Below are 26,964 nucleotides of genomic sequence, written 5' to 3' on the forward strand. Positions count from 1 at the left end.
CCCATGATCTCCAAGAGCCTCATCCATCAGGTCGAGAGCGCGACGGTCCGTGATCGCGACGGCGCGACGGTCGGCAAGGTGACGCAAGTGTTCCCCTCCGACGAGGACGGAAGCGCGGCCTACGTCAGCGTCGCGACGGGAATGCTCGGGAGACACCAGGCGCTCGTCCCGGTCGAGGACGCCACCTTCGAGGGCACGGATCTGCACGTCGGGTACACAAAGAACGCGATCAAGGGCGCGCCGTCACTCGGGCCCGGACACACCTTGTCCCTCGCCGATGCGAACGCCGTCCGCAAACACTTCGGGCTGTCTGTCGCTGGGGCGGCGACCGGGGACATGGGCGACCCGCACGAGAACCTCGATCAAGCCGGAACAGGGCCGGCAGGCGCGGACGACACCGAGGGCGCAGGGACGACGCCGCCGGCCTGACTGTGCCCGGAGGGCGGCATTCGCTTAGATCACACCTGCGAGCGCCCCCGTGCCAAAAGAAGTCTTAGGCGAGCGTGCGCCGGCGTCTCAACAGACGATCGTTGAATGAGACGTGCGAACACGGTTGAGTAGGGGCATGCCAAAGACGTCGGTGTTCGAGCAGGTCCCGCGTGACGATTGGATCGCCGAGAACGCTCTGGTCTTCGCGATCCGTGACGCGCACCCGGTGTCGCCGGGGCATTCTCTCGTCATCCCGAAGCGCGCGATGGCGAGCTGGTTCGACGCGACTGCCGAGGAGGTTGTCGCCATGACCGAGCTGGTGGCCGTTGTGAAGCACCAACTCGATGAGAGTCACAGTCCTACTGGCTACAACGTCGGATTCAACGACGGTGTGGCGGCGGGCCAGACCATTTTCCACGCTCACATGCACGTCATGCCTCGCTTCGACGGGGATGTGATGTCGCCGGCGGGCGGAGTTCGTCACGCTGTCCTGGGCCGCGGGTACTACTGAATGAACGCTCGTGGGGCATCCTGAGGCGGATCGGCTGACGGACGCTTTCGTTAGATTCGAAACATGCGAGCGACCAGAGCCGAGCGGCGGCTGCGCAACTTCCAGACCCTACTTCTCGTCGGCGCTCTTCTGGCAGCGCTCCTCGCAGCGCTGGTACTCGTGCTCGTCGGCGCCCCGCAAACGATCGCAATAGCAATCGGCCTCGTGGTGTACCTCGCCAGCTGGAGAGCGGTTCTCCGAGCTATCCGCCGTCGCAGAGATGCGCCAGAGGACACCGACGTCCGTTAGACGATCCGCTCCACGAACACCATCAGCGCTGACGGCCACGCGGACGACCAGAGCACCGCCCGGGCCGGCGCCGTCGACGGCCTGGATCTCACCGGGTACGACGTCGCGCAGACGAACACGCTGAGCTCGACTGCGGCCGAGAACATCACCGTCCGCGCCGTCGCCCGATGGACCGAGATCCAACCGCACGAGGCGTCCGGGCCGAACTACGACGCCGCCCTGGCGGCATACCTCCAGTCGATCCCCGACGGGTGGATCAGCCTCGGCATCACCGTCGACGCCTAACGCCGGCGAGGAACGAGACAGCATGGCAATCCACCCCGCGATCGTGCTCACCTGCGACGGCTACCAGTGCAGCGAAAATCTCGCCCTGATCGGCCCCAACGCGGTGAGTTACCAGGGCGCGCGCGGCCATGCCGAGTCGTCCGGGTGGGACTGCTCAGCAGACGGCGTCGACTGGTGCCCCAACTGCAGGGCAGCGCAGGCAGCACTAGGTCCATAGCAGCATCGGCAACGCGAACTGCCCTCTGACACTCGAGTGGAACCCACTCCCGCCTTGCCCCGCTTCGAGTTGCTGCGGCCGACGTACATCACTCCAGCGCGAACCCTCCGAGGGCCTGCCGCAGCGGAGCAGGGCAGGGCGCCACGCGAAGTGCACTCACGTCGCCCCCAGAGAAAAATGTCCCGGGGAAGGCGCTGGCGCCGTCCAATCACTCAGTCGGAATCGACAGCCTGAGAACCCGGCACCGGAGGGTAGGCAAGGGAAAAGCGTTCATGCTTCCACCAGACAATCGGCAAGATTGGGAACTCGCCCGATGGATTACTGTCATAAATCATGTCCGCTGGGTGTCCTATTCGCACACGCATCCCCAGTGCGTCCGCTAGGGCGAACGCCTCGTCCACAATTTTCTCCCGGCGGCCAATTTCGCGCCGAAGCGTATCCTCGTAGGGCGCTGACACCATGACTGCAGGCTCGAATCTGCCGCTACCGGCCCTCTTGAAGGCTCGTGAGTGGTCGAGGAGCAGGTGTCCGTAGTGTTCTCGCTCCGCCGTGCGGAGCCGGTCTCGCTCCGACGGGTGTGTTAAAGGAGCAAGAGTCGTTTCGCCAACATAACGCTCGTACCTGACGAGGCCGTAATTTGATGCCCATTGGTCGGCCATCTTGTTAATGAGGCCGGTGTCAGTCATGAGTCTTAATGGTCAGCACGCGGTGTGTAATCGTTCCATAGTCTGGCGGAAGGTATGCACTCAACCTGATCGGCTTGTGATGCACTTGTGATAAAATGCTATTCAATCCAGCTACCATCGACATGAGCACTTGACTCGGCGATGCGTCGGCAGCAACGGCAAACAACGTGCTGGGTCCTGGAGTCAGACTGACCTGTTGCGTCTCGGGGTTCTGCCACAAGAGCATTCCGCGGTCAAGGATAAAGACTGCGTCCAACCGCTTGGAGGGATCGGGCTCATCCCCGGCAAGTGCACCAAATTCGGTGACCAGGCTTTCGAGATTGGCATTACTGCTGTAGGCAAAAACGAAACCCAGGGTAGGCCAGGTGTCCCACTCGCGCCCGTACAGCGTGGTTCGATATTCGATTGGTCCGGCCTCTGGACCGTAGGCAGTTTTGGGCAGTCGCTTGACAGAGGCAATATTCTGCCACGCGGAACGTAGCTCGGCGAGCGTCAGCTGCGACTTCACCTCAATGACAGCGTCGACAGCCTCAGCGGGGACGACTCGATATCCTTCAGCATCCCAGAGCGGTGGGACCGACGGGTCAACGATGAGCACATCACTTTGTCGCGAGACCTGGCCATCTGCTGCCACAACTTCGCTGCTGCCGAGAACCGCAACGGTACCGACAAGGTATTTTTCCAGAAAATCCAGACGCAGCCGATCTTCGCGTACCGACCCTTTCGACCCGCTATGGTGGAGCGCGGCAGTGAGCTTGAAGTCAGTCAGTAGGCGCTCCGCGACGCCTTTCATAATCTCCTCGAAGCGCCCAGGCACCCGCGCGTCAGTGCCGGTCACTCGTCTTCGTCCAACTCTTCGCCAGAGCTCAACGGAGGGCGCCCCGGCGGCCTGGCTCCGGCGCCATCTTTCAAGCCTTGTTTGTAGACTGCCTCGATGACCTGTGCCATCCGAACGCCCTCGTAGATCGTGAAGTCATGTTGGAGCTCGTCGAGCGCGCGACCAAGCTTCTTACCTGCATAAACCGGGACGACTTCACCCGTACTCGGCATCTTGAAGTCATGCCGCGTGGGGCCTTTGTCGCTGTGCCGAGCCGGCGGCTTGCTGGAATCAGACACGGGAACCCTTCAGTAGAGAACCACAACATATCCACACCACCCGGCACTGGCTAGCCCCTGTCGGTCCGTAGCACCGCGTGGTGTTCCGGCAACGCCCACTTGAACCCGTGGCGAGAGCAGTGCGCCAACGGCACCGATGACGCGCTAGCTCAGCCGCTTGTCAGTCAGGACGAACCGCGGGATCGTCCTGTTCACTAGGACCCAAAGCTTCCGCACCTCCTTCTCACTGGGCTCACTGTGGCTGTTGAACCAGTCGAGAAGGAACCGGTAATCGTTCTCCCCGTTGTGCCTGTTGTAGCCGTTGTCGGGGAACGCGCCGTTCTCCCACAGGTCGGCGAGCAGCGCACGAGAGAAATATTCGGTCGTGAGGACGACGGGCCGCCGGTTGACGTAGGCGGCGCGCAGGTTGAAGAGCCTCCGGAGGGCAGTCACACCCTCTGTCAGCTCGGGAACCTCGAAGTACTCAACGCACACGCTTCCGATCGGAGACAGTTCGTGGCCGGTGGTGGGGTTGCGGATCGTGTAGAGGTAGCGGAGTCCGGTGTTGCCGCATACGCACGTGCCGGTGCTCGTTGGATCTTCCTCCAGCCCAGCCACTTCCCACTCTTCGACCGCTGCTGCCCAAGTGTCAGCCCGTGACCCAGCGATCACCGAGCCCCGCAGGCTCCGAAAGTTGTGACTGGTCATCGACCCCTCCTCTGAGGAACCTACTGCTGATGATGGCTCAAACACGAGGGGCAGCATGCCCGATAGCCGATCGGTCAGCGAGACGATGCTCTGTGCCTTGTGACCGGCATCCGCTTGCCCCGGTGAGTGTGGATGCGACACTGCCATGATGCACATCGACGAGCTGAGCAACGAGGTCGAACAGGTGTCTGCGTTCTACGCGGAACGTCACGGGATCGACCGGACCAATGACTGGTTCTTACTGAAGCTCAACGAGGAAGTCGGAGAGCTCACGCAGGCGTACCTCGCTCGTGCCGGACAGGCGCGCGACAAGGGGCGAACGAAGGAGGAAGTGGAGACTGACTTCCGCTCCGAGCTCGCAGACGTGCTCGCGCAGCTCCTCCTCATCGCCCGTCGCTTCGATGTTGACCTTTCAGACGAGGTCGAGAAGAAGTGGCTCGTCTGGAAACCGTTGTAGTAGCCAATCGGCTAGCGGACATCATCGGTGCTAAGACAGTTCGCGTTGGCCGGTGCTGGGTCCGGTAACGTCACGAGCATGAAGGTGTTCATCAGCTGGTCCGGGGCGGCCGAGCAACACGTGGCCGAGGCTTTGAGGGATGCGCTGATAAGCGTGTGTGCCGGCGAAGTCGAGCCGTTTGTATCGAGCCAGGACATTCCGCTTGGCGAACGGGGCATCCCGATGATCGACGCGAAGCTGTCAGCGACGGACTACGGCATCGTGGTGCTCTCGGCCGCGAACAAAGACCGACCTTGGATCAACTACGAGGGCGGCGCACTCGCCACCCTGCTAGATCGGCGTGTGGCAGTCGTCCTCATGGACCTGGGCCGAGCCGAGGTCGACACACCGTTGGCGCCGTTCCAGTCAGTTCTCTTCCATGACCGTGCAGAAATGTTGCGACTGTTCACCGAGGTAGCTCAGCACAATCGGGCTTCGTTCCCGGCGGGGACGGTGGCGACGCTGTTCGACGCGGCGTGGAAATCAATTCAGGAGTCGTGGGCGCCGGATCCGAATGCCGCGCCGAAGCGCCACCGTTCGACGCAGGAGATGTTGGAGGAGCTGGTCGAGCGAGTTCGCTCGATCGACACTGCTCAGGCTCGGACCTTCAACCAGTCGAGGGTTGAGCAACATCTTCGCGACGACGATCCAGCGGCAGTTAGTGCCGCCGTCGCCGTCGCATCGAAGGGGACGGTGAGAGTCGATCAGGTGGTTCACATGCTGAGCGGAGACCTCTACGTCTTCGTCAGCGAGGACAAGAAGGTGACGAGGGAGTTGGAGGACGCGGGCTTTGCGGAAATCTACCGCCGGTTAGGCAAGGATGTGAAAGTGACGGTGACGTCGCTGCAATCAGCGGCGACCAGGACGATGGCAGAAGGTCGTCGGCTCGCCTGGTCACCCGCTGTCGCTGAGCAGCCTCCCGCCTAATCTCGGTGTGGCATCCGTTCATGCAGTAGAAGGCGTGGGCAGCCGTCGACGAGATCGGCACACCGCACCCGAGGAAGCGCGGCACTCGCTCTCGTCCGACGCCATCGGAGCTCCACTCGAGGGGAAGAGTGACCTCCGTGCCGCGCGCGCGTGGGAGCCAGCAAACGATGGCACCCAGTCCCGCATAGGCGCCGTATCGGTGTCCGGCCGTTGCTCTCACAATGGCCAACGTCGGAGACTGTACGACGCTCCGACGCTGTGGCGACGCCGCAGGCCCCGACGCAGCTCTGCAAGACTCGTTGCTGAAGACCCACGAGACAGAGGCTCGGGTCGTCGTTATCGACGCTCATGGCTTCCAAGACGGAACCATCGGCAGGACGCTCAAGCCGACGGTCCGGCACAGCCCACTCGACTTGATCGCACTTGCGGGCGGCAACCCGTTCCTGCTCTGCAAGCTGCTCATCATTGGCGCCTGCAAGCAATCCAGCAACGCGCAGGATTGGGCACTGATGGCTCCGAATGCTGTCGTGGTCACGGCCTCGCACGAGACTACTGACAGACACGATTGGCCTGCTATAGCCCTCATGATCCGAGCGGGCTTGACAGATCGGCAACACCTTCGGACGTGTTACGGGCAGAGGCGCAGGAGAGCGGACGGACTGGGTCTCGCATTGGGTGATGGCCTTTGGAGGGACGGACTGGCGGAGCAAGAACGCACCCCAATTTCAAGCCGTGCGCTGTGGATCACTAGCAGTCGTGATCGGTTTTCGGCAAGATGGCTGTCGTGTCAAACACCGAAGACGGCAAGTTCCAGAAGCGAACTCGCGAGACGCTGATGGCCTGGGCGGGGGCTGAATGCTCGGCCCCATGGTGTAGTACGAGAACCATCGCCGGATCGTCCTCCACGAGAAGTGGAGTGTCGGACGTGGGTGAAGCGGCTCACATACTCGGACGAACACCCAGCAGTGCGCGTTACGACGCGCATCAAACCGACGCCGATCGGAAGCACTTCGACAATGGAATCTGGCTTTGCCGCACCCACGCCGCGGCGATCGATCGCAACGACTCTATCTTTACCAAGGAACTCCTCGAGCAGTGGAAAGAAGCCCGGCACGAAGAGGCCCGTCGAGATCAACTCAACATGCCACGGACGCAACTGCGTGAACTGTTTGCATTTAGTATCGAGCTCGACCTGACGTCCAATCTCTCGGTGCAGCGCATCGTAGAATTCATGGAGGCGTCCGGGGTTTCAGTCGCATGGGGGGCAGATGTTCAAGGCACCGCCGCGCGTCTCCTCTTCGAGATTCTCGACAATGCGTATCGCCATGGGCTTAGCTTATCGGCTACGCTGCAGGCGTCGGCGACCCAGGTTGAAATCGCTTTCGACAGCCCCGCTGGCCACTTCGGTGTTGATCAGCTTCTCACTTCGAAGAACGGACGAGGTGGACACGTCGGCGCTTCCTCTTGGTATGAGGACTGGAACGCGCAGTTCAGACTGGCATCGTATCCGAACGGCACGATCACGACATGGTCACTGACCGACGTGCGAGACGGTGTCGGCGCATCAGGCCCATGCAGTGCCGTCGTGGGCTACGGACGAATGACCGATACGCACCACCGTCCATATACGTTTGTTGCCGATTGCTCCGAGGTCGTCTTGTACATTGACGGCCATGTCTCGTACAGTGACGTTTTCCAGCTGACTTCAACAGTCGACTCCGCTCTCGCTAATGGCCCGGTACTCATTGTCAGCAAATACGAGGAGAACCTGCGGGCCGTTGAAGCGGTGAACAAACATGCTGGCACCTGCTGGAAACTAACGCGAAGTGGCTCAGCCCTACGCATTGAGGTATGACGCCGTCACCTCAAAGGGGCGACGTGCCGCACATACTCCATCTGTGTACCCCTAGTGAGGCTGCGGGATCGGCCCATCCGTCGGAATCATGCAGTCATCTTGGAGCAGGTCCGTACGGCACCGAGTCGCTCGCTGACAGCTGCCGGCCTCAGATATGCGGCGCGGTCCGGAGGTAGAAGCCGGTCTCGGCGCGGGTTCCGGACGTCCGGCGGCATCGAGCGCTTTGCGTCTCGTTGGCTTCCGGGGTTGCGACGGGACGGCCTCCTCGCCGACGTCAACTGGTCTGGAGCGGGTGCGACCGGTCATTAGCTGACCCCCGATGAGGTCGCTGTCCGACTGTCCGCCTGACGATCCACTTCCGAACGACTCTCGAGTGGAGTGCATGTAGTCAGCACAGTCGGGGGCGGTCTCGCGGAGCGCGGTGAGTGCGCTGGCGCTGGCGCTGGCGCTGGCGCCGGTCATGCAAGCGCTGAGCACACCGACTAGTGCTCTCCCCCTCAACGGTGAGCGGGAGGTGAACCGATCGCTACGTGCAGCACCTCGCGGAAGGAGGAGTCGCCCCGCACTCCGCTGGTGTACGGGTGGAAACCTTTCACCGCACCAAGCCGTCCCCTGAACCCGAGCAGGAGCGCGATTCTCACCTGCCAGCTTGCCCGTATCCCGCTACTTGCGTGCACGAGCGCGAGCACTCGCCCGTACGCAGTGAGATAGCCCGTCGCATACACGAACGGCAGCGTACCCAGCGGAAGCCAAATGGTAAGGGTGAAGCTTCGCATCTCCGCCCCGAATTCGAGGCCTGACGCCCCTCGAAGGAGGCTAGATACTGACCAAACGATGGCGGCGATCCCGAGCACGATTAGAACGAACGAGGAGACCATCGACGCCGCTCGCCCATCCTCTCTCCTACTCGCGAAGGCGTTGAGCGCTGTCGCGAAGACAGCCACAGGTAGGAGAAGAAGCTCGATCCACAGCGCGTATGAAGCGAGGCCGGCGACATACACCACTACCGCGGTCGCTCCGACGGTCTCCTGGATGAAGTGCTTGAAGAGCTTTCCGCCGTCCTCAATGCTGACGATGCCCTTCGAGAGGAGTGGCAGGCTCGCACCTACCACGATGAGCACCGTGTCTTTCGTGAGCGACGGGTTCCAAGCGGAGGTCCAGCTTCCCAGCCAGATGAGTCCGGCGATGTAAACAAGAAAGAGACCGAAGACCGCGACGATCCGCCATACAAGCATGGCGCGCAAGACATCCAAAGCGGCGGGGACGGCTGCTCGGCGCCAGCTCGGTTTGGAGAGAACGACCAGGATCAAAATCGCCGACCACACAAGCACCGCCTCTTCGCGAGCACTGAGCGTGCCGAGGCTGTTCCAAGTCACTTCTAACTTCCCCCACGGGTGCGGTTGCGGTGAAGGCTTCTCTGAAGCTTCCGACCCGAGCGTAACGACGACTGGTGACACTTCCTGTTGGCACGTCTTCGGCGCGAAGACAGTGAAGTGAGGAGCCCTTCAGCTGTTTGATTACTCTCCTGCCTGCAGGAAGCCTTCCGCCTACGTGTCCGCAAGACGGTCGACCACCGGACAAACCGCTCCACGCTTCAGCAGGTAGACAAACCCTGTCTCACATAGCCCGTCCGCGCGGAACTTCGTTGACGGGGCGACATACGGAAACAGGAACGCCCCGCCAGCCGAAGCCAGCGGGGCGTCCCCATGAGTCAGACCGGGGTCAGAAGTCCCAGTCCTCGTCTTCGGTCTTCTCCGCCTTGCCGATGACGTACGACGACCCGGACCCCGAGAAGAAGTCGTGGTTCTCGTCGGCGTTCGGCGACAGCGCCGACAGGATCGCCGGGTTCACGTCCGTCGTCTCCTTGGGGAACATCGGCTCGTAGCCCAGGTTCATCAGCGCCTTGTTGGCGTTGTAGTGCAGGAACTTCTTGACGTCCTCGGTCAGCCCGACCTGGTCGTAGAGGTCCTGCGTGTACTGCACCTCGTTCTCGTAGAGCTCGAACAGCAGGTTGAACGTGTAGTCCTTGATCTCCTGCTTGCGCTCTTCGGAAGCGCCTTCGAGGCCCTTCTGGAACTTGTACCCGATGTAGTAACCGTGGACGGCTTCGTCGCGGATGATCAGGCGGATCAGGTCAGCGGTGTTGGTGAGCTTGGCGCGCGAGGACCAGTACATCGGCAGGTAGAAGCCGGAGTAGAACAGGAACGACTCGAGCAGCGTCGAGGCGACCTTGCGCTTCAGGGGGTCGTCACCGGTGTAGTAGTCGAGGACGATCTGGGCCTTCTTCTGCAGGTTCACGTTCTCGGTGGACCAGCGGAAGGCGTCGTCGATCTCGGGTGTCGAGGCCAGCGTCGAGAAGATCGACGAGTAGCTCTTCGCGTGCACCGACTCCATGAACGCGATGTTCGTGTAGACGGCTTCTTCGTGCGGGGTGATCGCGTCGGGGATCAGGCTGATCGCGCCGACGGTGCCCTGGATGGTGTCGAGCAGCGTCAGGCCGGTGAAGACCCGCATGGTGAGCTGCTGCTCTGCCGGCGTCAGCGTGTTCCACGACTGCACGTCGTTCGACAGCGGCACCTTCTCGGGGAGCCAGAAGTTGTTGACCAGCCGGTTCCAGACCTCGACGTCCTTGTCGTCCTGGATTCGGTTCCAGTTGATGGCACTGACCGCACTGATCAGCGGGATGGACTTGCCCGTGGCGTGGACCGGGTCGGTGAGGGTCATGGTTTCTTCCTGGATATGGCTTGCCGTTGAGGTGGGCGGGACAAGCCTGAGCCTGCCCCGCCCCCAGCGCTACACGCGCTGCGTGATGGTGCCGTCGGGGTTTCGCTTCGCACTTGCTGCTGTCACAAACTGCCCAGTACCAGCGGAACGATTCACCGTGCGGGAGTTTCCTGTACCGCTGCCCACACGCTCGGTGGTCGTCTTCGACGGCCAACGAGCGGCGGCAGCCGCGCTGACGAAGCGGCCGCTTGAGGCGCTTCGGTTGACACTTCTACCCACTGTCTTCACCTCCTCTCGGGGCTGAATCAGCCCCGAGAGCCCAGCCCGACAGGCCAGTTCGACTCATGTACAGTGGACGTTCCAGCGCTCAGTTGGGGTCCCTGTTTGGGGCTGTTCAGGACCAGGTTTTCGCGAACCTGGTCCTGAGCTTTTTATGGACTTGTGTGGACCTAGTAGCGCGGGGCGGGGCCCGCCCCGCGCCTCCAGGAAGAGAGCAGCAGCTCTACAGCATGCAGCTGACGCAGCCCTCGACCTCGGTGCCCTCGAGGGCGAGCTGGCGCAGACGGATGTAGTAGATCGTCTTGATGCCCTTGCGCCATGCGTAGATCTGGGCCTTGTTGATGTCACGCGTGGTGGCGGTGTCCTTGAAGAACAGCGTCAGGGACAGGCCCTGGTCCACGTGCTGCGTCGCCGCGGCGTACGTGTCGATGATCTTCTCGGCACCGATCTCGTACGCGTCCTGGTAGTAGTCCAGGTTGTCGTTCGTCATGAACGGCGCCGGGTAGTAGACGCGGCCGAGCTTGCCTTCCTTGCGGATCTCGATTTTCGACGCGATCGGGTGGATCGACGACGTCGAGTGGTTGATGTACGAGATCGAACCGGTCGGCGGGACTGCCTGCAGGTTCTGGTTGTAGATGCCGTGCTCCTGGACGGACGCCTTCAGCGCCTTCCAGTCCTCCTGCGTCGGGATCGTGATGTTCGCGTTGTCGAACAGCGAGGCGACACGAGCGGTCGCGGGGGTCCACGCCTGGTCGGTGTACTTGTCGAAGAACTCACCCGACGCGTACTTCGAGTCGCGGAACCCGTCGAAGGTCTCGCCGGTCTCGATGGCGATGTTGTTCGAGGCGCGCAGGGCGTGGAACAGCACCGTGTAGAAGTAGATGTTCGTGAAGTCGATGCCCTCTTCGGAGCCGTAGTAGACGCGCTCACGAGCCAGGTAGCCGTGCAGGTTCATCTGGCCGAGGCCGATGGCGTGCGACTTGTCGTTGCCGTCCTCGACGGAACGCACCGAGGCGATGTGCGACATCTGCGAGACCGAGGTCAGGCCGCGGATGGCCGTCTCGATGGTCTTGCCGAAGTCCGGCGAGTCCATCGTCAGCGCGATGTTCAACGACCCGAGGTTGCAGGAGATGTCCTTGCCGATCTCCTTGTAGGACAGGTCCTCGTTGAAGGTCGTCGGGGTGTTGACCTGCAGGATCTCCGAGCACAGGTTGGACATGTTGATCCGACCCTTGATCGGGTTGGCCTTGTTCACCGTGTCCTCGAACACGATGTACGGGTAGCCGGACTCGAACTGGATCTCGGCGATGGTCGTGAAGAAGTCACGCGCCTTGATCTTCGTCTTCTTGATGCGCGAGTCGTCGACCATCGCACGGTAGTTCTCGGAGATCGGGACGTCGCCGAAGGGGACGCCGTAGACCTTCTCGACGTCGTACGGCGAGAACAGGTACATGTCCTCGTTGTTCTTCGCGAGCTCGAACGTGATGTCCGGCACGACGACGCCGAGGGACAGCGTCTTGATGCGGATCTTCTCGTCGGCGTTCTCACGCTTGGTGTCGAGGAACTTCATGATGTCCGGGTGGTGGGCGCTGAGGTAGACCGCGCCGGCACCCTGACGCGCACCGAGCTGGTTCGCGTAGGAGAAGGAGTCTTCCAGCAGCTTCATCACGGGGATGATGCCCGAGGACTGGTTCTCGATCTGCTTGATCGGGGCACCGGCCTCACGGATGTTGGAGAGCAGCAGGGCCACGCCGCCGCCGCGCTTCGAGAGCTGCAGCGACGAGTTGATCCCGCGCGAGATCGACTCCATGTTGTCTTCGATGCGCAGCAGGAAGCAGGAGACGAGTTCGCCGCGCTGGGCCTTCGCCGTGTTGAGGAACGTCGGGGTGGCGGGCTGGAAGCGGCCGGCGACGATCTCTTCGACGAGGTCGATCGCGAGCTGCTCGTTGCCCTGGGCCAGGCCGAGGGCGGTCATGACGACGCGGTCCTCGAAGCGCTCGAGGTAGCGCTTGCCGTCGAACGTCTTGAGCGTGTAGCTCGTGTAGTACTTGAACGCGCCGAGGAACGTCTGGAACCGGAACTTCTTCGAGTACGCCAGGTCGTTGAGTCGCTGGATGAAGTCCAGCGAGTACATGTCGATCGTCGCTTTTTCGTAGTACTCGTTCTCGACCAGGTAGTCGAGCCGCTCCTTCAGATTGTGGAAGAAGACGGTGTTCTGGTTGACGTGCTGCAGGAAGAACTGCTTGGCGGCCTCACGATCCTTGTCGAACTGGATGTTGCCGTCCGCGTCGTAGAGGTTGAGCATCGCGTTGAGGGAGTGGTAGTCCATCCCCGTCTGCGGCGACGTCAGATCGACGTCTGCAACTGCTGCGTCCAAAATGCATCCAATCCTGTGTTGACCGCCGACACGTCGTCAGGGGTCCCGAAGAGTTCGAATCTGTAGAGAAGGGGGACGTTGCACTTCCGCGCGATGACGTCCCCTGCCAGGCCGTAGGCCTCGCCGAAGTTCGTGTTGCCGCCGACGACCACACCGCGGATGAGCGAGCGGTTGTGCGCGTCGTTGAGGAACTTGATGACCTGCTTGGGGACCGCACCCTCGCCGTTGCCGCCACCGTAGGTGGGCAGGAACAGGACGTAGGGCTCGTCCGCGTGGAGGAAGGGTTCGCTCGGGTAGAGCGGGATCCGGTCCGCGTCGCGGCCGAGCTTCTCGACGAAGCGCGCGGTGTACCCGGACACGCTCGAGAAGTAGACCAATCGGCTCATGGCGCGCTCCTCGGTGGAAGGTGCAGACAGACGGACCGGGGGTGTCCTGTGGGCGGTGATCCGGGCCTCCTGAGCGGGTCCGGGGTGACCGTCCACAGGACGGGAGGCGACTACGCCAGTTCGGCGCTGAGCGTCGCGATCTTGTCGGGGCGGAAGCCCGACCAGTGGTCGTCGTCCGTGACGACGACGGGGGCCTGCATGTAGCCCAGGCTCTTGACGTGCTCGAGGGCTGCCTCGTCGGTGGAGACGTCGTGCACTTCGTACTCGATGCCCTTGTTGTCGAGGGCCCGGTACGTCGCTGTGCACTGGACGCAGGACGGCTTGGTGTAGACGGTGACGGCCATGTTCTCCCCTGGTTTCTGGGCCTGATTCCAGGTCCGAAGTTCGTGTGCGGTGCTGAGGACGACGCTACTACATGTTGTGCCCGGCGGACCCGTCGACCACAAGAGAAAGTGTTACACGCCTGTAGTTTCCACAACCCGATCCACAGACTGTGGATTCCCGGAGGCCCGGTTTTCCGCCACTCTCGCACCCACCACCGACACTCTCCACAAGCTGTGGACGGAAGTTCTCGACACCTCCCGTCGGCGTGTCTGAGAACGGTGTCGACGAGGACCTCCTCCACACCTCCCCCGGACGGGTGACACCCCGATCCGTCCGGTCCGTACACTCGTCTCGTGAGCACGTACGGCCCCCTCCTGAAGACCCCCGGCGTGGGTCGTGTCATCGCTGCACAGCTCACCGCGCGCTTCCCGTTCGGGATGCTCTCGCTGGCCTACCTGCTGCACGTCGAGCATGTCTTCCACTCCTACGGCGCCGCCGGCCTGGTGCTCGCGACGACGAGTGTCGGGCAGGCGCTGGCGGGCCCGCTCACGAGCCGCTGGATGGGCAGCTGGGGCATGCGCCCCGTCCTCATCCTGACGAGCATCGTCGCGCTCGTGAGCATGGGGGTCATCGGCTTCGTGCTCATGCCGCTCTGGGGCTACGTGGTGGTCGGGTTCCTCGGCGGCCTCGCAGTCCCGCCCGTGCAGCCGGCGGTGCGCACCATCTACCCCAAGATGGTGACCTCGTCGCAGCTCACCCCCCTGTTCTCGCTCGATGCCAGCGCCCAAGAACTGATCTGGGTCGCCGGCCCGGTCATCACCACCTTCGTCGCGACCCAGGTCGGCACGGTCGAGGCGATCGTCGTCGCCATGGTCTTCCTGGTGGTCGGCGGCATCTGGTTCATCGCCTCCCCCGAGCTCGGCCGCGTCCGCATCCCCCGCTCGAAGCGCGCGTTCGGCGTCGTGCTGAAGCGCCCGTCGGTCGTCGTCGCCACCCTGACCGGTCTGCTGCTCATCGGCGCGTGCGCGGCGGTCGAGGCCAGCGTCACCAGCGTCTTCGGCGAGGGCAGCCCGAACGCCGGCATCGTCCTGGCCGTCTTCGCGGTCGGGTCCCTGTTCGGCGGCCTGGCCTTCGGCCACCGTCCGATCTCCCCCAACACCCTGTGGACGCGCATGGCGATCGTCTTCGTCGGTCTCGCGCTCGCCCTGGGCGGCACGAACTTCTGGTGGCTCTGCATCGCCCTCGTGATCGCGGGCATCGGCATCGCGCCGGCACTCGCGGTGATGTTCGGCTCGGTCTCCGCCACCGTCAAGTTCTCCGACACGGCCGAGGCCTACGGCTGGATGGGCACCGGCCAGCTCATCGGTGCCGCGGGTGGTTCCGCGGTCGCCGGCTTCCTGATCGACAGCAGTGGCCCGGTGGGCGGCTTCACGGTCGGTGCGGTCATGGCCGGGGTGGGCGTCGTCGTCGCGCTCGGGGCGAAGCGCTGGCTGCCCGACCTGCGCGGCCGTGACGCCAGCCCCATCCCCGACACCGAGCCGGTGGTCCTGCCGACCTGAGCGGGGGCGCGGGCTCTCGGCGGCGTACCTGGCCGAATCGGGCGTACCTGGTCGAAAGTTCTGACCAGGTACGCCCGATTGCAATTGCCATCGCGGCCGGTATGGGAAGGAACGTGCCTCCGGCGGGCGGGTCGCGTTCTCCACAGATGGCCGGGAGGCCCGGCGCGCGCCCGCCACGCACCGGCAGGATGGGTGCATGGTCAGTTCACTTCCCCTGCGTGACGGCGCCGCGATCCCCACGATCGGGTTCGGCGTCTACAAGGTCGACGACACCGAGGCCGAGACGGCGGTCGGTCTCGCGCTCGAAGCCGGCTACCGGCACGTCGACACGGCCGAGATGTACGGCAACGAGACCGGCGTCGGGAACGCGATCCGGGCCTCCGGGCTCGACCGTGACGACGTCTTCGTGACGACCAAGGTGTGGAACGACCACCAGGGGCGCGACGCGACCCTGCGTGCGTTCGACGGCAGCCTCGAGCGGCTGAGGCTCGACGCGGTCGACCTCTACCTGATCCACTGGCCGGCCGCGGCGAACGACCGCTACGTCGACACCTGGCGCGCGCTCGTGGAACTGCGCGAGTCCGGCCGGGCGCGCAGCATCGGTGTCTCGAACTTCCAGGTGCCGCACCTGCAGCGGCTCGTCGACGAGACGGGCGAGGTCCCGGCGCTCAACCAGGTCGAGCGGCACCCGTGGCTCCCGCAGCGCGAGCTCATGGAGTTCCACCAGCAGCACGACATCGTCACCGGAGCCTGGTCGCCGCTCGGTCGCGGTCGGCTGATCGACGAACCGGTCCTCACCGGCATCGCGGACGCACACGGGGTGAGCGTCGCGCAGGTCCTCGTCCGGTGGAACGTGCAGCAGGGGGTCGTGGTGCTGCCGAAGTCGGTGACGCCGTCGCGGATCCGGTCGAACCTCGACGTCGACGGCTTCGTGCTCAGCGACGACGAGCTCGCGGCGATCGCCACGCTCGAGTCCGGGCAGCGGACGGGCTCGCACCCCGACTCGGTGTCGTGACGGGAGCGCCGTCGTGACGTGGTGCTCGCGTGACGGCGTAGGTTCTTCGGGGTGAACGATCCTCAGCAGACCGCACGTGAGCACCTCGGGCCCGACGAGCACCTGTACTGGGCCGGCACGAGCGACCAGGCGAAGCTCTTCACGGGGCGGGACGGCTTCCTCGTCCCGTTCTCCCTGTTCTGGACCGGCTTCGTCTCGTTTGCAGTGGCCGACGTCGTGCGGAACGGGTACCTCGGCGCGGGCGCGATCATCCCGATCGTCTTGTCGCTGGTCGGCCTGCACCTCGTGTTCGGGCGTTTCTTCGTGAAGGCCCACCGCAAGCGCACGACCGTGTACGCCGTCACCGACCGCCGCGCACTGATCATCACGCCGAACACCACACGCGAGGTTCCGGTGGGACGCACCGATCGCACCATCACCTGGACCGGGGGGCGACGACACTGTTCGGTGGAGTGGAACACCGGCGATCCGAGCGGAGTGGCGGCGTTCTTCGCCGGCGGAGCGACCGCCAAGATCTACGCGAACACCGGACTCGACGGGTTGTTCGGACCGCAGGTGTTCGCGTTCTGGGACGTCCGCGACGGCGAGGAACTCGTCCGCGAACTCGACCGCGTGGCGCGCTAGCCCCGACGGTCTTCTTCCGACTGCCACGGCAGGTGCAGATCGCCCGGTGCGGGTTCCACGTCGCCGGCGTCGTCCGCGCCTCCCGTTCCCGGTGCGGCGGTGATCTTGGACGTGTCGATGCCGTCCGCTTCGAGTTCGGCGTCGCTGCGCTGGTTCGTCTGCGACGCCTCGGTCTCTCGCTCGCTCGACGGGCTGTACGCAGTGTCGGTCGAGTCGGGATCCGGCGTCTCCGGGATGCTGTCGCTCATGACCCGGACGGTAGTCCGTGTGCCCCGAGTACCAGTTCGGTCACGACGGTCGATCGGGCCGGACCCCGGCGGTACGCTCCCTGCCGTGGGGGAGATCGAACGACGACGAACACGAGCGCGGACCGCGGCGAGCGCAGTAGCCGGCACCGCACTGGTGGGGTTGCTGCTCACGGGCTGCACGGCATTCGGAGGGGACGACCCCTTGCCGAAGCCGACCAGACAAGCTGCCGAGCGGACGGCGGAGCCGATCCCCGATCCGACGCTCACGACCGAGCAAGTCGACGGGGAACCTGACGAGGTCGAGCAGGTCCTGCCCACGGGCACGGTCGCGGCGGAGACCGACGTCACGTCCCCGAGCGGTGACACGAGCATCCACGTGCGCATCGTGGCGAACGACGAGGGTACGTTCACCGCGCAGCTGTCCGGCTACCGCACGACCAACCCGCAGCAGATGAGCCTGCAGTTCCGGCACCGGACCGCCAGCCCGCTCGACGGCGGTGACGCCTCGGCGCGGGACACGACCGAGTGGACCGCCGCCTCCGGCCCGCCGAAGACCGCGGTGATGAACGACGCCGGTGCACGACCGGACTACCTGCGCAGTGTCGTCCTCGTCCCTGCCTCAGTGCCGGACGAAGATCCCGCGAAGCGTCCGTGGGTCGGATCGGTGCTGGCCGCCGGCGCCCTGGAGTGGAAGATCCCGAACCCCTACCCGGACCTGCGCATCACCGTGGGCAAGGACCGACCGGGGGCGTACGGCATCGTCACGGACGCCGACGGACGACCGGCCGACTACCTGGTGGCGCACGGCGACGAGCTGACCACGGTCGCGCAGCGGTTCGGCATCACGCCGGCCGAGGTGCAGTGGCTCAACCCGTACATGGAGACCCGCGCCGACGACTGGTTGCTCGAGGGCAGCACGCTGAACCTCGACCCTGCGCGCCGCTGACCTCGGCGCGGACGGCACTCGACCGTCCGTTACGCTCGACGGGCACCAGCCCCGACCAGGAGGTCCACTCGTGACGATCGTCGCCGCAGCAGACGGCTCAGCCCTCGGCAACCCCGGCCCCGCTGGCTGGGCCTGGTACGTCGACGACGACCGCTGGGCCGCCGGTGGCTGGCCCCGGGCAACGAACAACATCGGCGAGCTCACGGCCGTCCTGCAGTTGCTCCGCGCGACGAAGGACTCCGGCGAGCCGCTGCACATCCTGTGCGACAGCCAATACGCCATCAAGGCCTGCACCGAGTGGCTCGCCGGGTGGAAGCGGAAGAACTGGCGCAAGGCCGACGGCAAGCCGGTCATGAACGTCGAGATCATCAAGGAGCTCGACGCCGAACTGCAGGGCCGCAAGGTCACGTTCGAGTGGGTCCGCGGGCACGTCGGCCACGAGATGAACGAAGCCGCCGACGTCCGCGCCCGTGGTGCGGCCACCGCCTACCAGAACCACACCGACGTGCCGCACGGTCCGGGCTGGCCCGGCGTCGAGGTCACCGAGCCGTCCGCACTGCCCGAGGCGACCCCGCCGGCCACGCTCTTCTGACCGACGAGCTCGGTCAGCCTGGGTCTCGGAGACCCAGGAACACCGAGGCACTGGTCCGCATCCGACCCCGAGACGATGCTGGGCGCATGGAGAACACCGAACACGTCCTGGTCACCGGCGGCTCCGGCTTCATCGCCGGCCACCTGATCCTGCAGCTGCTCGACGCCGGGCACCGCGTCCGCACCACGATCCGGTCCCTCGACCGTACACCCGAGGTCCGTGCGGTCCTCGCCGAGGCCGGCCTGACCGCCGACGACCGGCTGGAGTTCGTCGCCGCCGACCTGACGTCCGATGACGGATGGGCCCAGGCGGTCGCGGACATCGACGTCGTGCACCACGTCGCCTCGCCGGTGATGCCCGGCCACGTCGAGGACGAGGACACCGTGATCCGTCCGGCGGTGGAGGGGACACTGCGGGTGCTGCGCGCCGCACACACGGCCGGAGTCGATCGCGTCGTGCTGACCTCGGCCTTCCACGCGGTCAGCTGGGGCCACCCGCACTCCGACCACGTGTTCGCCGAGGCCGACTGGACGGTGCTCGACGGGCCCGGAGTCGACGCCTACGGGAAGAGCAAGACCCTCGCCGAACGGGCCGCGTGGGACTTCGTCGCGTCCGAGCCCGGTGCGCCGGAGCTCGTCACGACGATGCCGGTCGCGGTGATGGGCCCGGCAATGGGGCACGCGGTGTCCGGTGCGAACCACATCCTGCAGGCCATGCTCTCCGGCGCGATGCCCGCGACACCGCGACTGTTCATCCCCATCGTCGACGTGCGTGACGTCGCCGCGGCGCACGTCACCGCGACGACCGCCCCGGATGCAGCGGGCAAGCGGTTCCTCTTGTCGAACGGCCCGGCGCTCGAGATGGCCGAGATCGCCGCCACCCTGCGCGAGCACCTCGGTGACGACGCCCGGGCAGTCCCGACGCAGACGCTGCCCGACGACGTCGTACGGACCGCGGCCGAGACCCAGCCGCAGTTCCGTGCGATGGTGCCCGACCTCGGCTACGCCAAGCGCACCTCGAACGAGCGAGCGCGCACCGTGCTCGGCTGGACCCCTCGTGATCCGCACGAGGCGATCGTGGCGGCGGCCCGGAGCCTGGTGGCGAAGGGCTTGGTCCACCCCTGACCAACCCTGGTCCACCCCTGACCCACGAGGATCAGACCGCCCGCTCCCACAACGCCACCGTGCTCTCGAGCCCGTCGTACCGGTACGGCTTCCGCTCCCCTGTCGGCGCGTACCCGAGCGCCCGCCAGAACGGCTCGGCACCGACCGCGTTCGTCGCCACGATCCCCAGTCGTAGTCGGTCGGCGCGGGCGTCGGCCGCCAGGGACACGACGGCCTCGTGCAGGACTCGTCCGAGGCCGGAACCCTGCCGATCGCCGCGGACGACGAGCAGTCCGACGTACGCCGTGGTCGGTGCCGGGTACCCGAGCAGCACGTCCGCGAACGCCACGAGCGATTCGCCGTCCCACAGCCCGATCCCGTACTTGCCCGCCGGGTCGAAGCCGTCCGGCACCGACATCAGTGCGCTCAGCCCGTCGGACGGACCCGGCGGGTACCCGGTGATCCGCTCGGCGTAGTCCGGCACGGTCTCGAGCAGCACCTGCAGCGCGTCGACGTCGTCCGCACCGAGCGCTCGCACGACGAACGAACCAGCACCGGCCGGCATCAGTCCACGTCCACGTCGGCCCACCCGTCGAACCGACCGACCTCGGTGACCCGGACCACGGCCTCACCGGCTTCGTCCGAGGCGTCGAGGTCGATCGTCGCCGAGAACCCGAAGTCCTTGTCGCCTGACGGGTCCGCGAAGATCTGCCGGGCACGCCACACACGCGCCGAGCCTGCAGCCCCAGAGCCGGACGCCCCCACACGCGTCGCCCCGGCACCCGTCGCCCCCGCCTGGTCGAGCACCAGGTAGGACATCGACCGCGCCTCGGCATCGGTGCCGATGGTGTCGTGCTCCTCGTAGTACTCCTCGAGCACCGCGTCCCACGCGTCACCGTCGAAACCGGCTGCTGCGTCGAGCGCCCCGAGTCCGTCGACGTCGTCGCGTGCAGCGAGCAGCACCCGCTGGAACAGTGCGTTCCGCACGAGCACGGTGAAGGCCCGCACGTTGCCGGTGAGCCGTGCCGGCTGCGGCGGCGCGATCTCCTGCTCTTCGGCGAGGGCGAGCAGCACGTCGCCGTTGAGCAGCGCTTCCCACTCGTCGACGAGCGAGGAGTCGGTCTGCCGGACGACCTCGCCGAGCCACTCGATCAGGTCGTCGAGCTCCTGGTTCCGCTGTTCCTCGGTGATGGTCTGCCGCATGGTCCGGTAGGCGTCGGACAGGTACCGGAGCACGAGCCCCTCGGACCGGGTGAGCTGGTAGAACCGCACGAAGTCGCCGAAGGTCATCGCGCGCTCGTACATGTCGCGCACGACGGCCTTGGGCGAGAGCTGGAAGTCGAGGACCCAGGGCTGCTCAGCCGCGTACGTCTCGTACGCCGCCTCCAACAGCTCGGACAGCGGGCGAGGCCAGGTGACCTCCTCGAGCAGCTCCATCCGCTCCTCGTACTCGATGCCCTCGCGCTTCATGCGGGCGACCTCTTCGCCGCGCTCCTTGAACTGCTGCTGCGACAGGATCGCCCGCGGGTCGTCCAGTGTCGCCTCGACGATCGAGACCATGTCCAGCGCGTACGTGGGAGAAGCAGGATCGAGCAGCTCGAACGCGGCGAGCGCGAACGGGGACAGGGGCTGGTTGAGGGCGAAGTTCGACTGCAGGTCGACGGTGAGCCGGTAGGAGACCGGAGGCCCCGGCACCCGCTCGATGACCTGCGCGTTGATGAGCGTCCGGGCGATGACGAGGGCACGCCGGGCCATCGCGAGCTGGCGGGCGCGCGGTTCGTGGTTGTCGAACACCAGCGAGCGCACCTCGTCGAACGCCGAACCGCCGCGGGCCACCACCGACAGCACCATCGCGTGCGTGATGCGCATCCGCGAGACCATCGGCTCCGGTTCGGCGCCGATGAGCCGGTCGAACGAGGCTTGTCCCCAGGACACGAACCCCTCCGGCGCCTTCTTCCGCTTGATCTTGCTCTTCTTCTTCTGGTCGTCGCCGGCCTTGGCGACGGCGCGGGCGTTCTCGATGTCGTGCTCGGGGGCCTCGGCGACGACGTCACCCTCGGTGTCGTACCCGGCGCGTCCGGCACGGCCGGCGATCTGGTGGAACTCACGCGCGGACAGCTGCCGCATCTTCGTGCCGTCGAACTTCGTCAGCCCGGTGAACAGCACGGAGCGGATCGGCACGTTGATGCCGACGCCCAGGGTGTCGGTGCCGCAGATGACGGGCAGCAGCCCGCGCTGTGCAAGCTGCTCGACGAGCCGTCGGTACTTGGGGAGCATGCCGGCGTGGTGCACGCCGATGCCGGCGCGGATCAGGCGGGACAGGGTCTGTCCGAAGCCGGCGCTGAAACGGAAGCCCGCGATCGCTTCCGCGATCCGGTCTCGACGCGCACGATCAGCGACCTTCGCCGACATCAGCGACTGCGCCCGTTCGAGCGCCGCGGCCTGGGCGAAGTGCACGATGTAGATCGGCGCCTTGCCCTCCTCCAGCAGCCGTTCGACGGTCTCCTGCACGGGCGTCATCACGTACTCGTACTCGAGCGGCACCGGTCGGCTGACCCCGGTCACGCGGGCGGTGGGTCGGCCGGTGCGTCGGGACAGGTCGTCGGCGATGGTGGTGACGTCCCCGAGGGTGGCCGACATCAGCAGGAACTGCGCACGTTCGAGCACGAGCAGCGGCACCTGCCAGGCCCAGCCGCGGTCGGGGTCGCCGTAGAAGTGGAACTCGTCCATCACCACGACGTCGACGTCGGCGTCGGGTCCTTCGCGCAGGGCGAGGTTCGCCAGGATCTCGGCGGTGCAGCAGACGATGGGGGCGTCGCCGTTCACGCTGGAGTCGCCGGTGACCATGCCGACGTTCTGCGCGCCGAACAGCTCGACGAGCTGGAAGAACTTCTCGGAGACGAGCGCCTTGATCGGTGCCGTGTAGTAGCTCCGCTTGCCCTCGGCGAGCGCGGCGAAGTGCGCGCCGGCCGCGACGAGCGACTTGCCGGTGCCGGTCGGGGTGCTCAGCACGACGTTCGCGCCGGAGACGAGCTCGATGACCGCTTCGTCCTGTGCCGGGTACAGCGGCCGGCCGCCTTCCTCGGCCCAGGCCGCGAAGGCCTCGTAGACCTCGTCGGCGTCGACGACGCCGTCCACCGCCGCCGGGATCGCGGCGACGAGCGGGGGCACGGTGGTGACGTCGGTCATGGCCCCATCCTCCCAGGCTGCGGTGACGAGGTGGTCGGTACGGACGACCGGGAGGCCCGGCTCCATACGCGCGCATAGACTCGCGTCATGCGCGAACTCGGCTTCCTCACCTTCGTCCCGAACCACGGCGGCACTGCGGGTGCGGCGAGCGCCCTGCAGGATGGTCTGCGGCTGTTCGAGACGGCCGAGACCCTCGGCTACGGCACGGGCTGGGTCCGCGGTCGGCACTTCGAGCCCTTCCTGACGAGCCCGATGACGTTCTTCGCCGCCGCGGCCCAACGGACCAGCACCATCGCCTTCGGCACCGCGGTGCTCGGCATGCGCTACGAGGACCCGGTGCGCCTCGCCGAGGACGCCAGCACGGTCGACCTGCTGAGCGGCGGGCGGGTGCAGCTCGGCATCAGCACGGGCATCGCCGGGTACGGGCCGATCCTCGACCCGGTGTTCGGCTCCGTCGACCGCTCGTTCCGCGACGAGGCCGAGGCCCGGGCTGCCCGACTGCTCGAGGTGCTCGACGGCGACGCACTCGGCAGCGCCGGCTCTGGCTACGAGAGCATCCCGGCCGGTGCGGACCTGACCCTGCAGCCGCTCAGCCCCGGCCTACGCGACCGCGTCTGGTGGGGCGGCGGCAGCATGGGCACCGCGGTGCGCACAGCCGAGAAGGGGCTGCTCCTGCACTGCTCGACCCTGAACACCGAGGACACCGGTGCACCCTTCGCCCAGGCGCAGGCCGACCAGATCGCCGCCTACCGCGAGCGGTTCACCGAGCTGCACGGCGGGACCGGCCGCACGTCGAAGGTCGCGGTGGGCCGCATCGTCGTGCCGCTGCTCGACGACCACGACCGCGCGGTCCACGACGAGTTCCTGACCGGGTACGCCTCGGGCATGGACGACGAGGGCCGACCGCTCTCCGGTCCGCCGTTCCGGTTCAGCAAGGTGCTGTCCGGCGAGCCGGCCGCCATCGTCGACGCCCTGCTCGCCGACCCCGCCGTCACCGCGACGGACGAGCTCGTGATCACCCTGCCCGCGAACGGGGACGTGGCCGCCCACGAGCGGATCCTGCGCATCGTCGCCGAGGAGATCGCGCCGGCACTGCGGGCCTGAGAACGGATCAGGACACCCGGCGGGGCTCAGATCGAGTCGGTGATGCTCGAGAGCCCTGCCGGATGACCATCTCGTCCCTGATCCGCACGGGATGGTGGGACCATCGTTCCACCTACCGAGCGGTTTGTCACACTGAGGTGCGCCCCCAGGACGAGAAAGTTGATCATCCGTCACCCGTTTTGCCCGGATCGCACGAAGTCCGTCAACCGGTTCGCCGAACCCCTTCCAGGACGGAAACAGTCGGGACGAACGAATGCGCCCCCGCGCGGACGCGGGGACGCATTCTGGACGCACCGGGGAAGCTGGGGCATCGTCAGCCGGATCAGGAGGCTGAGTCGCACAACCAGCGACCCCGTAGTCGGTGCGTGCGCCGACGGTAACCAGCCGACTGGCGCACACCGATGTTACTCAACAGGCGTCGTCGGTGCGCGGAAACCGGACGAACTGATCAAACCAGTTCGAGGGCCGCGCTCCCGGACTCGTCGGTGACCGAGGCTCCGACGTGCAGCGTGAAGGCGCCGGGCTCGTACTGCCAGGCTCCGTCCCAGTGCGCGAACGCCCGGGCCGGCACCTCGATCGAGACCTCGGTCGACTCCCCCGCGTCGAGGCGCACCGGGGCGAACCCGACGAGCCAGCGCGCCGGACGGTCCACCGCCGAGGACTCCCGCGAGGCGTAGACCTGCACGACGTGCTTGCCGGCGCGCGATCCGGTGTTGACGACCGTCGCCGTGACGATGACCGCATCACCCTCGGACACGGTCGGCGTCGCGACGACGCCGTCGATGGTCCACGAGGTGTAGCCGAGGCCGTGCCCGAACGGGTACGCCGGCGTGGTGCCGGCACGGAGCCAGGCACGGTACCCGATGTGGACGCCCTCGTCGTACGACACCTTGCCGTCGACGGGGGTGACGTCCAGCACGGGCACGTCGGCCATCGCGACCGGCCAGGTGGTGGGCAGACGTCCGCCGGGCTCCTGCGCGCCGGTCAGCACGTCGGCGAGCGCGTTGCCGTACTCCTGCCCACCGAACCAGGTGAGCAGGACCGCGGCGACGTCGTTCCGCCACGGCATCTCCACGGGCGAGCCGGCGTTCACGACGACGACCGTGTTCGGGTTGGCCGCCACGACCGCACGCACCAGGTCGTCCTGGTGGCCGGGCAGCGCGAGCGATGAGCGGTCGTACCCCTCGGACTCGACCTTCGAGTTCGTGCCGACGACCACCACGGCGACGTCAGCCGTGCGGGCAGCCTCGACTGCGGCATCGATGAGCACCGACGGGTCCTCGTCGGACGGCTCGGTGCCGAACTGGTACGCGAGCACCCCGCCGAGGGTCTCGTCCTGGATGACGTCGTACTCGATGCGGATCGCGACCTGCTGCCCGGACGTCACCGACACGGGCACCGAACGTGCCGGCGGGTTGAGGAACGCCGCGCCGAGCTGGTCACCCTCGAAGGGCACGTCCTCGTCGAGCACGAGCTCCCCGTCGATCCACATCCGCGACCGGCCGGCCGCCCCGATGCCGATCCGCACGGTGCCGGAGGACGGCGCGGTGTAGGTCGTGGTGATGTCGAGCCGGTCGGCCTCCCGCGTGGGGGCGTCGCCGCCGAACCAGAACAGTGCCGTGGCGCGGCGGTCCTCGACGTACAGTTCCTGGTCGTCCTTGACGAAGGCGACGCGGGCGCCGGGCTCGCCGGTACCGGGGTTCGTGATGGTGGACAGCGGGAACTCCGCGATGCCCTCCTGCACGACGGCACCGATCGCGTAGTCGACCGTGGCGCCCGGGAACGCCGAGCGGATCCCGTCGAGCGGCGAGACGACCTGCGACGGCACGACCGTGGCCGAGCCACCACCCTGCGTGCGGGCCTGGTCGGCGTTGTGGCCGATGACGGCGATGCGGGACACGGCGGGCGCGTCGAGCGGCAGCACGCCGGTGTTGCGGACGAGGACGGTGCCCTCGGCCTCCGCTTCGCGGACGAAGGCGACGCCGTCCTCGACGTGCACCGGCTGCGCGGCCACGGGCTCGAAGCCCTCGAGTGCGCCGACGCGGGCGGCCAGGGTCAGGATGCGGCGGACCTTGCGGTCGATCGCCTCGATCGGCACGTCACCGGACTGCACCGCGGCGAGCAGCGGACCCTCGCTCCACCACTGGTTCGGGCCCGGCATCGCGACGTCCTGCGACGCCTTCGCCGAGTCGACCGAGCGCACGCCGGTCCAGTCGGACACGACGATGCCGTCGAAGCCCCACTCCGAGCTCAGCGGCGTCTCGAGCAGGTCGTGCTCCGACGCGGTGACGCCGTTGATGGAGTTGTACGACGACATGATCGCCCAGGCGTGTGCCTCGGTCACGGCCTTCTCGAACGCGAGCAGGTACAGCTCGCGCAGGGCCCGGTCGGAGACCTCGGTCGACGCGGTGAAGCGGTCGGTCTCGTAGTCGTTCGCGATGTAGTGCTTCGGGGTCGCGGCCACGCCGTTCTCCTGCACACCGTCGACGTACGACGCAGCCAGGTCACCGGTCAGGACCGGGTCCTCGCTGAACGCCTCGAAGTGCCGGCCGCCGAGCGGCGAGCGGTGCAGGTTGATGGTCGGGCCGAGGACGACGTCGACGCCCTTGCGGCGTGCCTCGACGGCTGCTGCTGCGCCGTAGCGCTTCGCGATCGCGCGGTCCCAGGACGCCGACAGCGCGGTCGCCGAGGGCAGGTTCAGCGACGGGTCGCGTTCGTCCCAGACCTCACCACGGACGCCCGAGGGGCCGTCCGACATCAGGATCCGGCGCAGCCCGATCTTCTCGATGGGCCAGGTGGTCCAGAAGTCGCGCCCGGTCAGGAGCTGCACCTTCTCGTCGGTGGTCAGCTGGTCGACGAGCGCGTCGATGCGCTCGGCCGTACTGGAGGCTGGGCCCCCGCCGGCCGGTACCGCGGCGTCGCGGAGCGGCGGGGCGGCCGAGTCGGAGGGGAGGGTCACGTCGTTCACGGTAGTCACGGTGGTCGGTCCTTTCGTTC

At 66.3% G+C, this 26,964-nt stretch carries 26 protein-coding genes; 12 read left to right on the top strand and 14 right to left on the bottom strand.

Annotated elements, in window-relative coordinates:
- Positions 1-3 precede the first annotated feature (3 nt).
- Both EDF28_RS18515 and EDF28_RS18520 read left to right on the top strand, forming a co-directional pair.
- A complete protein-coding gene (locus EDF28_RS18515; protein WP_123939368.1) occupies positions 4-429 on the top strand; it encodes a hypothetical protein in 426 nt (141 codons plus the stop codon).
- A 136-nt stretch (positions 430-565) separates the two neighbouring features.
- Positions 566-940, top strand: a complete 375-nt coding sequence (locus EDF28_RS18520) for an HIT family protein (protein ID WP_123939369.1) — start codon at positions 566-568, stop codon at positions 938-940.
- Between the two features lie 108 nt (positions 941-1,048).
- Here the strand turns inward: EDF28_RS18520 and EDF28_RS18525 are convergent, their stop codons facing one another.
- From EDF28_RS18525 to EDF28_RS18545, 5 genes are all read right to left on the bottom strand, one after another.
- A complete protein-coding gene (locus EDF28_RS18525; protein WP_123939370.1) occupies positions 1,049-1,564 on the bottom strand; it encodes a hypothetical protein in 516 nt (171 codons plus the stop codon).
- A gap of 378 nt (positions 1,565-1,942) precedes the next feature.
- Positions 1,943-2,416 (bottom strand): hypothetical protein, encoded by a 474-nt coding sequence (locus EDF28_RS18530; protein ID WP_123939371.1) that lies wholly within the window; start codon positions 2,414-2,416, stop codon positions 1,943-1,945.
- Positions 2,409-3,254 (bottom strand): DUF6602 domain-containing protein, encoded by an 846-nt coding sequence (locus EDF28_RS18535; protein ID WP_123939372.1) that lies wholly within the window; start codon positions 3,252-3,254, stop codon positions 2,409-2,411. Before EDF28_RS18535 ends, EDF28_RS18530 begins: the two co-directional genes overlap by 8 nt.
- A complete protein-coding gene (locus EDF28_RS18540; RefSeq protein ID WP_123939373.1) occupies positions 3,251-3,532 on the bottom strand; it encodes a hypothetical protein in 282 nt (93 codons plus the stop codon). Before EDF28_RS18540 ends, EDF28_RS18535 begins: the two co-directional genes overlap by 4 nt.
- Before the next feature lie 144 nt (positions 3,533-3,676).
- The gene (locus EDF28_RS18545) at positions 3,677-4,219 is read right to left on the bottom strand and encodes a hypothetical protein (protein WP_123939374.1); all 543 of its coding nucleotides are present in this window, start codon (positions 4,217-4,219) and stop codon (positions 3,677-3,679) included.
- A 148-nt stretch (positions 4,220-4,367) separates the two neighbouring features.
- Between EDF28_RS18545 and EDF28_RS18550 the strand changes: the two genes are divergently transcribed.
- The 3 genes from EDF28_RS18550 to EDF28_RS18560 all read left to right on the top strand — a co-directional run bounded on the left by EDF28_RS18550 (position 4,368) and on the right by EDF28_RS18560 (position 7,497).
- Complete coding sequence (locus EDF28_RS18550; RefSeq protein WP_123939375.1) at positions 4,368-4,676, top strand: MazG nucleotide pyrophosphohydrolase domain-containing protein; 309 nt, start codon at positions 4,368-4,370, stop codon at positions 4,674-4,676.
- A gap of 78 nt (positions 4,677-4,754) precedes the next feature.
- Positions 4,755-5,642 carry a toll/interleukin-1 receptor domain-containing protein gene (locus tag EDF28_RS18555; RefSeq protein ID WP_123939376.1) on the top strand — a complete coding sequence of 296 codons (888 nt, stop codon included), beginning with the start codon at positions 4,755-4,757 and terminating at the stop codon, positions 5,640-5,642.
- A 784-nt stretch (positions 5,643-6,426) separates the two neighbouring features.
- A complete protein-coding gene (locus EDF28_RS18560) occupies positions 6,427-7,497 on the top strand; it encodes a hypothetical protein (protein WP_123939377.1) in 1,071 nt (356 codons plus the stop codon).
- 497 nt (positions 7,498-7,994) lie between these two features.
- Here EDF28_RS18560 and EDF28_RS18570 read toward each other — a convergent pair whose 3' ends face one another.
- From EDF28_RS18570 to nrdH, 5 genes are all read right to left on the bottom strand, one after another.
- Positions 7,995-8,873, bottom strand: a complete 879-nt coding sequence (locus EDF28_RS18570; protein WP_123939378.1) for a hypothetical protein — start codon at positions 8,871-8,873, stop codon at positions 7,995-7,997.
- 346 nt (positions 8,874-9,219) lie between these two features.
- Entirely contained in the window at positions 9,220-10,221 is a 1,002-nt protein-coding gene (gene nrdF, locus EDF28_RS18575) for a class 1b ribonucleoside-diphosphate reductase subunit beta (protein ID WP_110892181.1), read from the bottom strand.
- Between the two features lie 502 nt (positions 10,222-10,723).
- The gene (nrdE, locus tag EDF28_RS18585) at positions 10,724-12,829 is read right to left on the bottom strand and encodes a class 1b ribonucleoside-diphosphate reductase subunit alpha (RefSeq protein ID WP_123939379.1); all 2,106 of its coding nucleotides are present in this window, start codon (positions 12,827-12,829) and stop codon (positions 10,724-10,726) included.
- A gap of 17 nt (positions 12,830-12,846) precedes the next feature.
- A complete protein-coding gene (nrdI, locus tag EDF28_RS18590; RefSeq protein ID WP_123939380.1) occupies positions 12,847-13,263 on the bottom strand; it encodes a class Ib ribonucleoside-diphosphate reductase assembly flavoprotein NrdI in 417 nt (138 codons plus the stop codon).
- A gap of 110 nt (positions 13,264-13,373) precedes the next feature.
- Positions 13,374-13,607, bottom strand: a complete 234-nt coding sequence (nrdH, locus tag EDF28_RS18595) for a glutaredoxin-like protein NrdH (protein WP_017886897.1) — start codon at positions 13,605-13,607, stop codon at positions 13,374-13,376.
- Between the two features lie 333 nt (positions 13,608-13,940).
- On the opposite strand from nrdH, the gene EDF28_RS18600 reads away from it, so the two are divergent.
- From EDF28_RS18600 to EDF28_RS18610, 3 genes are all read left to right on the top strand, one after another.
- Entirely contained in the window at positions 13,941-15,146 is a 1,206-nt protein-coding gene (locus EDF28_RS18600; protein ID WP_123673613.1) for an MFS transporter, read from the top strand.
- Positions 15,147-15,342: 196 nt separating this feature from the next.
- The gene (locus EDF28_RS18605) at positions 15,343-16,161 is read left to right on the top strand and encodes an aldo/keto reductase (protein ID WP_123939381.1); all 819 of its coding nucleotides are present in this window, start codon (positions 15,343-15,345) and stop codon (positions 16,159-16,161) included.
- Between the two features lie 51 nt (positions 16,162-16,212).
- Complete coding sequence (locus EDF28_RS18610; protein WP_123939382.1) at positions 16,213-16,785, top strand: hypothetical protein; 573 nt, start codon at positions 16,213-16,215, stop codon at positions 16,783-16,785.
- Here the strand turns inward: EDF28_RS18610 and EDF28_RS18615 are convergent.
- A complete protein-coding gene (locus EDF28_RS18615) occupies positions 16,782-17,033 on the bottom strand; it encodes a hypothetical protein (protein WP_111086565.1) in 252 nt (83 codons plus the stop codon). The genes EDF28_RS18610 and EDF28_RS18615 overlap by 4 nt on opposite strands.
- Positions 17,034-17,235: 202 nt before the next feature.
- Between EDF28_RS18615 and EDF28_RS18620 the strand changes: the two genes are divergently transcribed.
- The 3 genes from EDF28_RS18620 (at position 17,236) to EDF28_RS18630 (ending at position 19,695) form a co-directional block, all read left to right on the top strand.
- A complete protein-coding gene (locus tag EDF28_RS18620; protein WP_123939383.1) occupies positions 17,236-17,979 on the top strand; it encodes a LysM peptidoglycan-binding domain-containing protein in 744 nt (247 codons plus the stop codon).
- 70 nt (positions 17,980-18,049) lie between these two features.
- Positions 18,050-18,571 carry a ribonuclease H gene (locus EDF28_RS18625; protein WP_123294960.1) on the top strand — a complete coding sequence of 174 codons (522 nt, stop codon included), beginning with the start codon at positions 18,050-18,052 and terminating at the stop codon, positions 18,569-18,571.
- 86 nt (positions 18,572-18,657) lie between these two features.
- Positions 18,658-19,695: an NAD-dependent epimerase/dehydratase family protein gene (locus EDF28_RS18630; RefSeq protein WP_123939384.1), complete on the top strand. Its 1,038-nt coding sequence runs from the start codon at positions 18,658-18,660 to the stop codon at positions 19,693-19,695.
- A gap of 31 nt (positions 19,696-19,726) precedes the next feature.
- On the opposite strand, the gene EDF28_RS18635 is transcribed toward EDF28_RS18630, so the two are convergent.
- Together EDF28_RS18635 and EDF28_RS18640 are read right to left on the bottom strand one after the other, a co-directional pair.
- A complete protein-coding gene (locus EDF28_RS18635; protein WP_123939385.1) occupies positions 19,727-20,239 on the bottom strand; it encodes a GNAT family N-acetyltransferase in 513 nt (170 codons plus the stop codon).
- Entirely contained in the window at positions 20,239-22,863 is a 2,625-nt protein-coding gene (locus tag EDF28_RS18640) for an RNA helicase (RefSeq protein ID WP_221182591.1), read from the bottom strand. Before EDF28_RS18640 ends, EDF28_RS18635 begins: the two co-directional genes overlap by 1 nt.
- Positions 22,864-22,950: 87 nt before the next feature.
- On the opposite strand from EDF28_RS18640, the gene EDF28_RS18645 reads away from it, so the two are divergent.
- On the top strand, positions 22,951-23,967 hold the full coding sequence (locus tag EDF28_RS18645; protein WP_123294963.1) for an LLM class flavin-dependent oxidoreductase: 1,017 nt from the start codon (positions 22,951-22,953) through the stop codon (positions 23,965-23,967).
- A 448-nt stretch (positions 23,968-24,415) separates the two neighbouring features.
- Here the strand turns inward: EDF28_RS18645 and EDF28_RS18650 are convergent, their stop codons facing one another.
- Positions 24,416-26,926: a glycoside hydrolase family 3 protein gene (locus EDF28_RS18650; RefSeq protein ID WP_395875477.1), complete on the bottom strand. Its 2,511-nt coding sequence runs from the start codon at positions 26,924-26,926 to the stop codon at positions 24,416-24,418.
- Positions 26,927-26,964 lie beyond the last annotated feature (38 nt).

The sequence above is a fragment of the Curtobacterium sp. PhB137 genome (genome assembly GCF_003814955.1).
Classification (GTDB): Bacteria; Actinomycetota; Actinomycetes; order Actinomycetales; family Microbacteriaceae; genus Curtobacterium.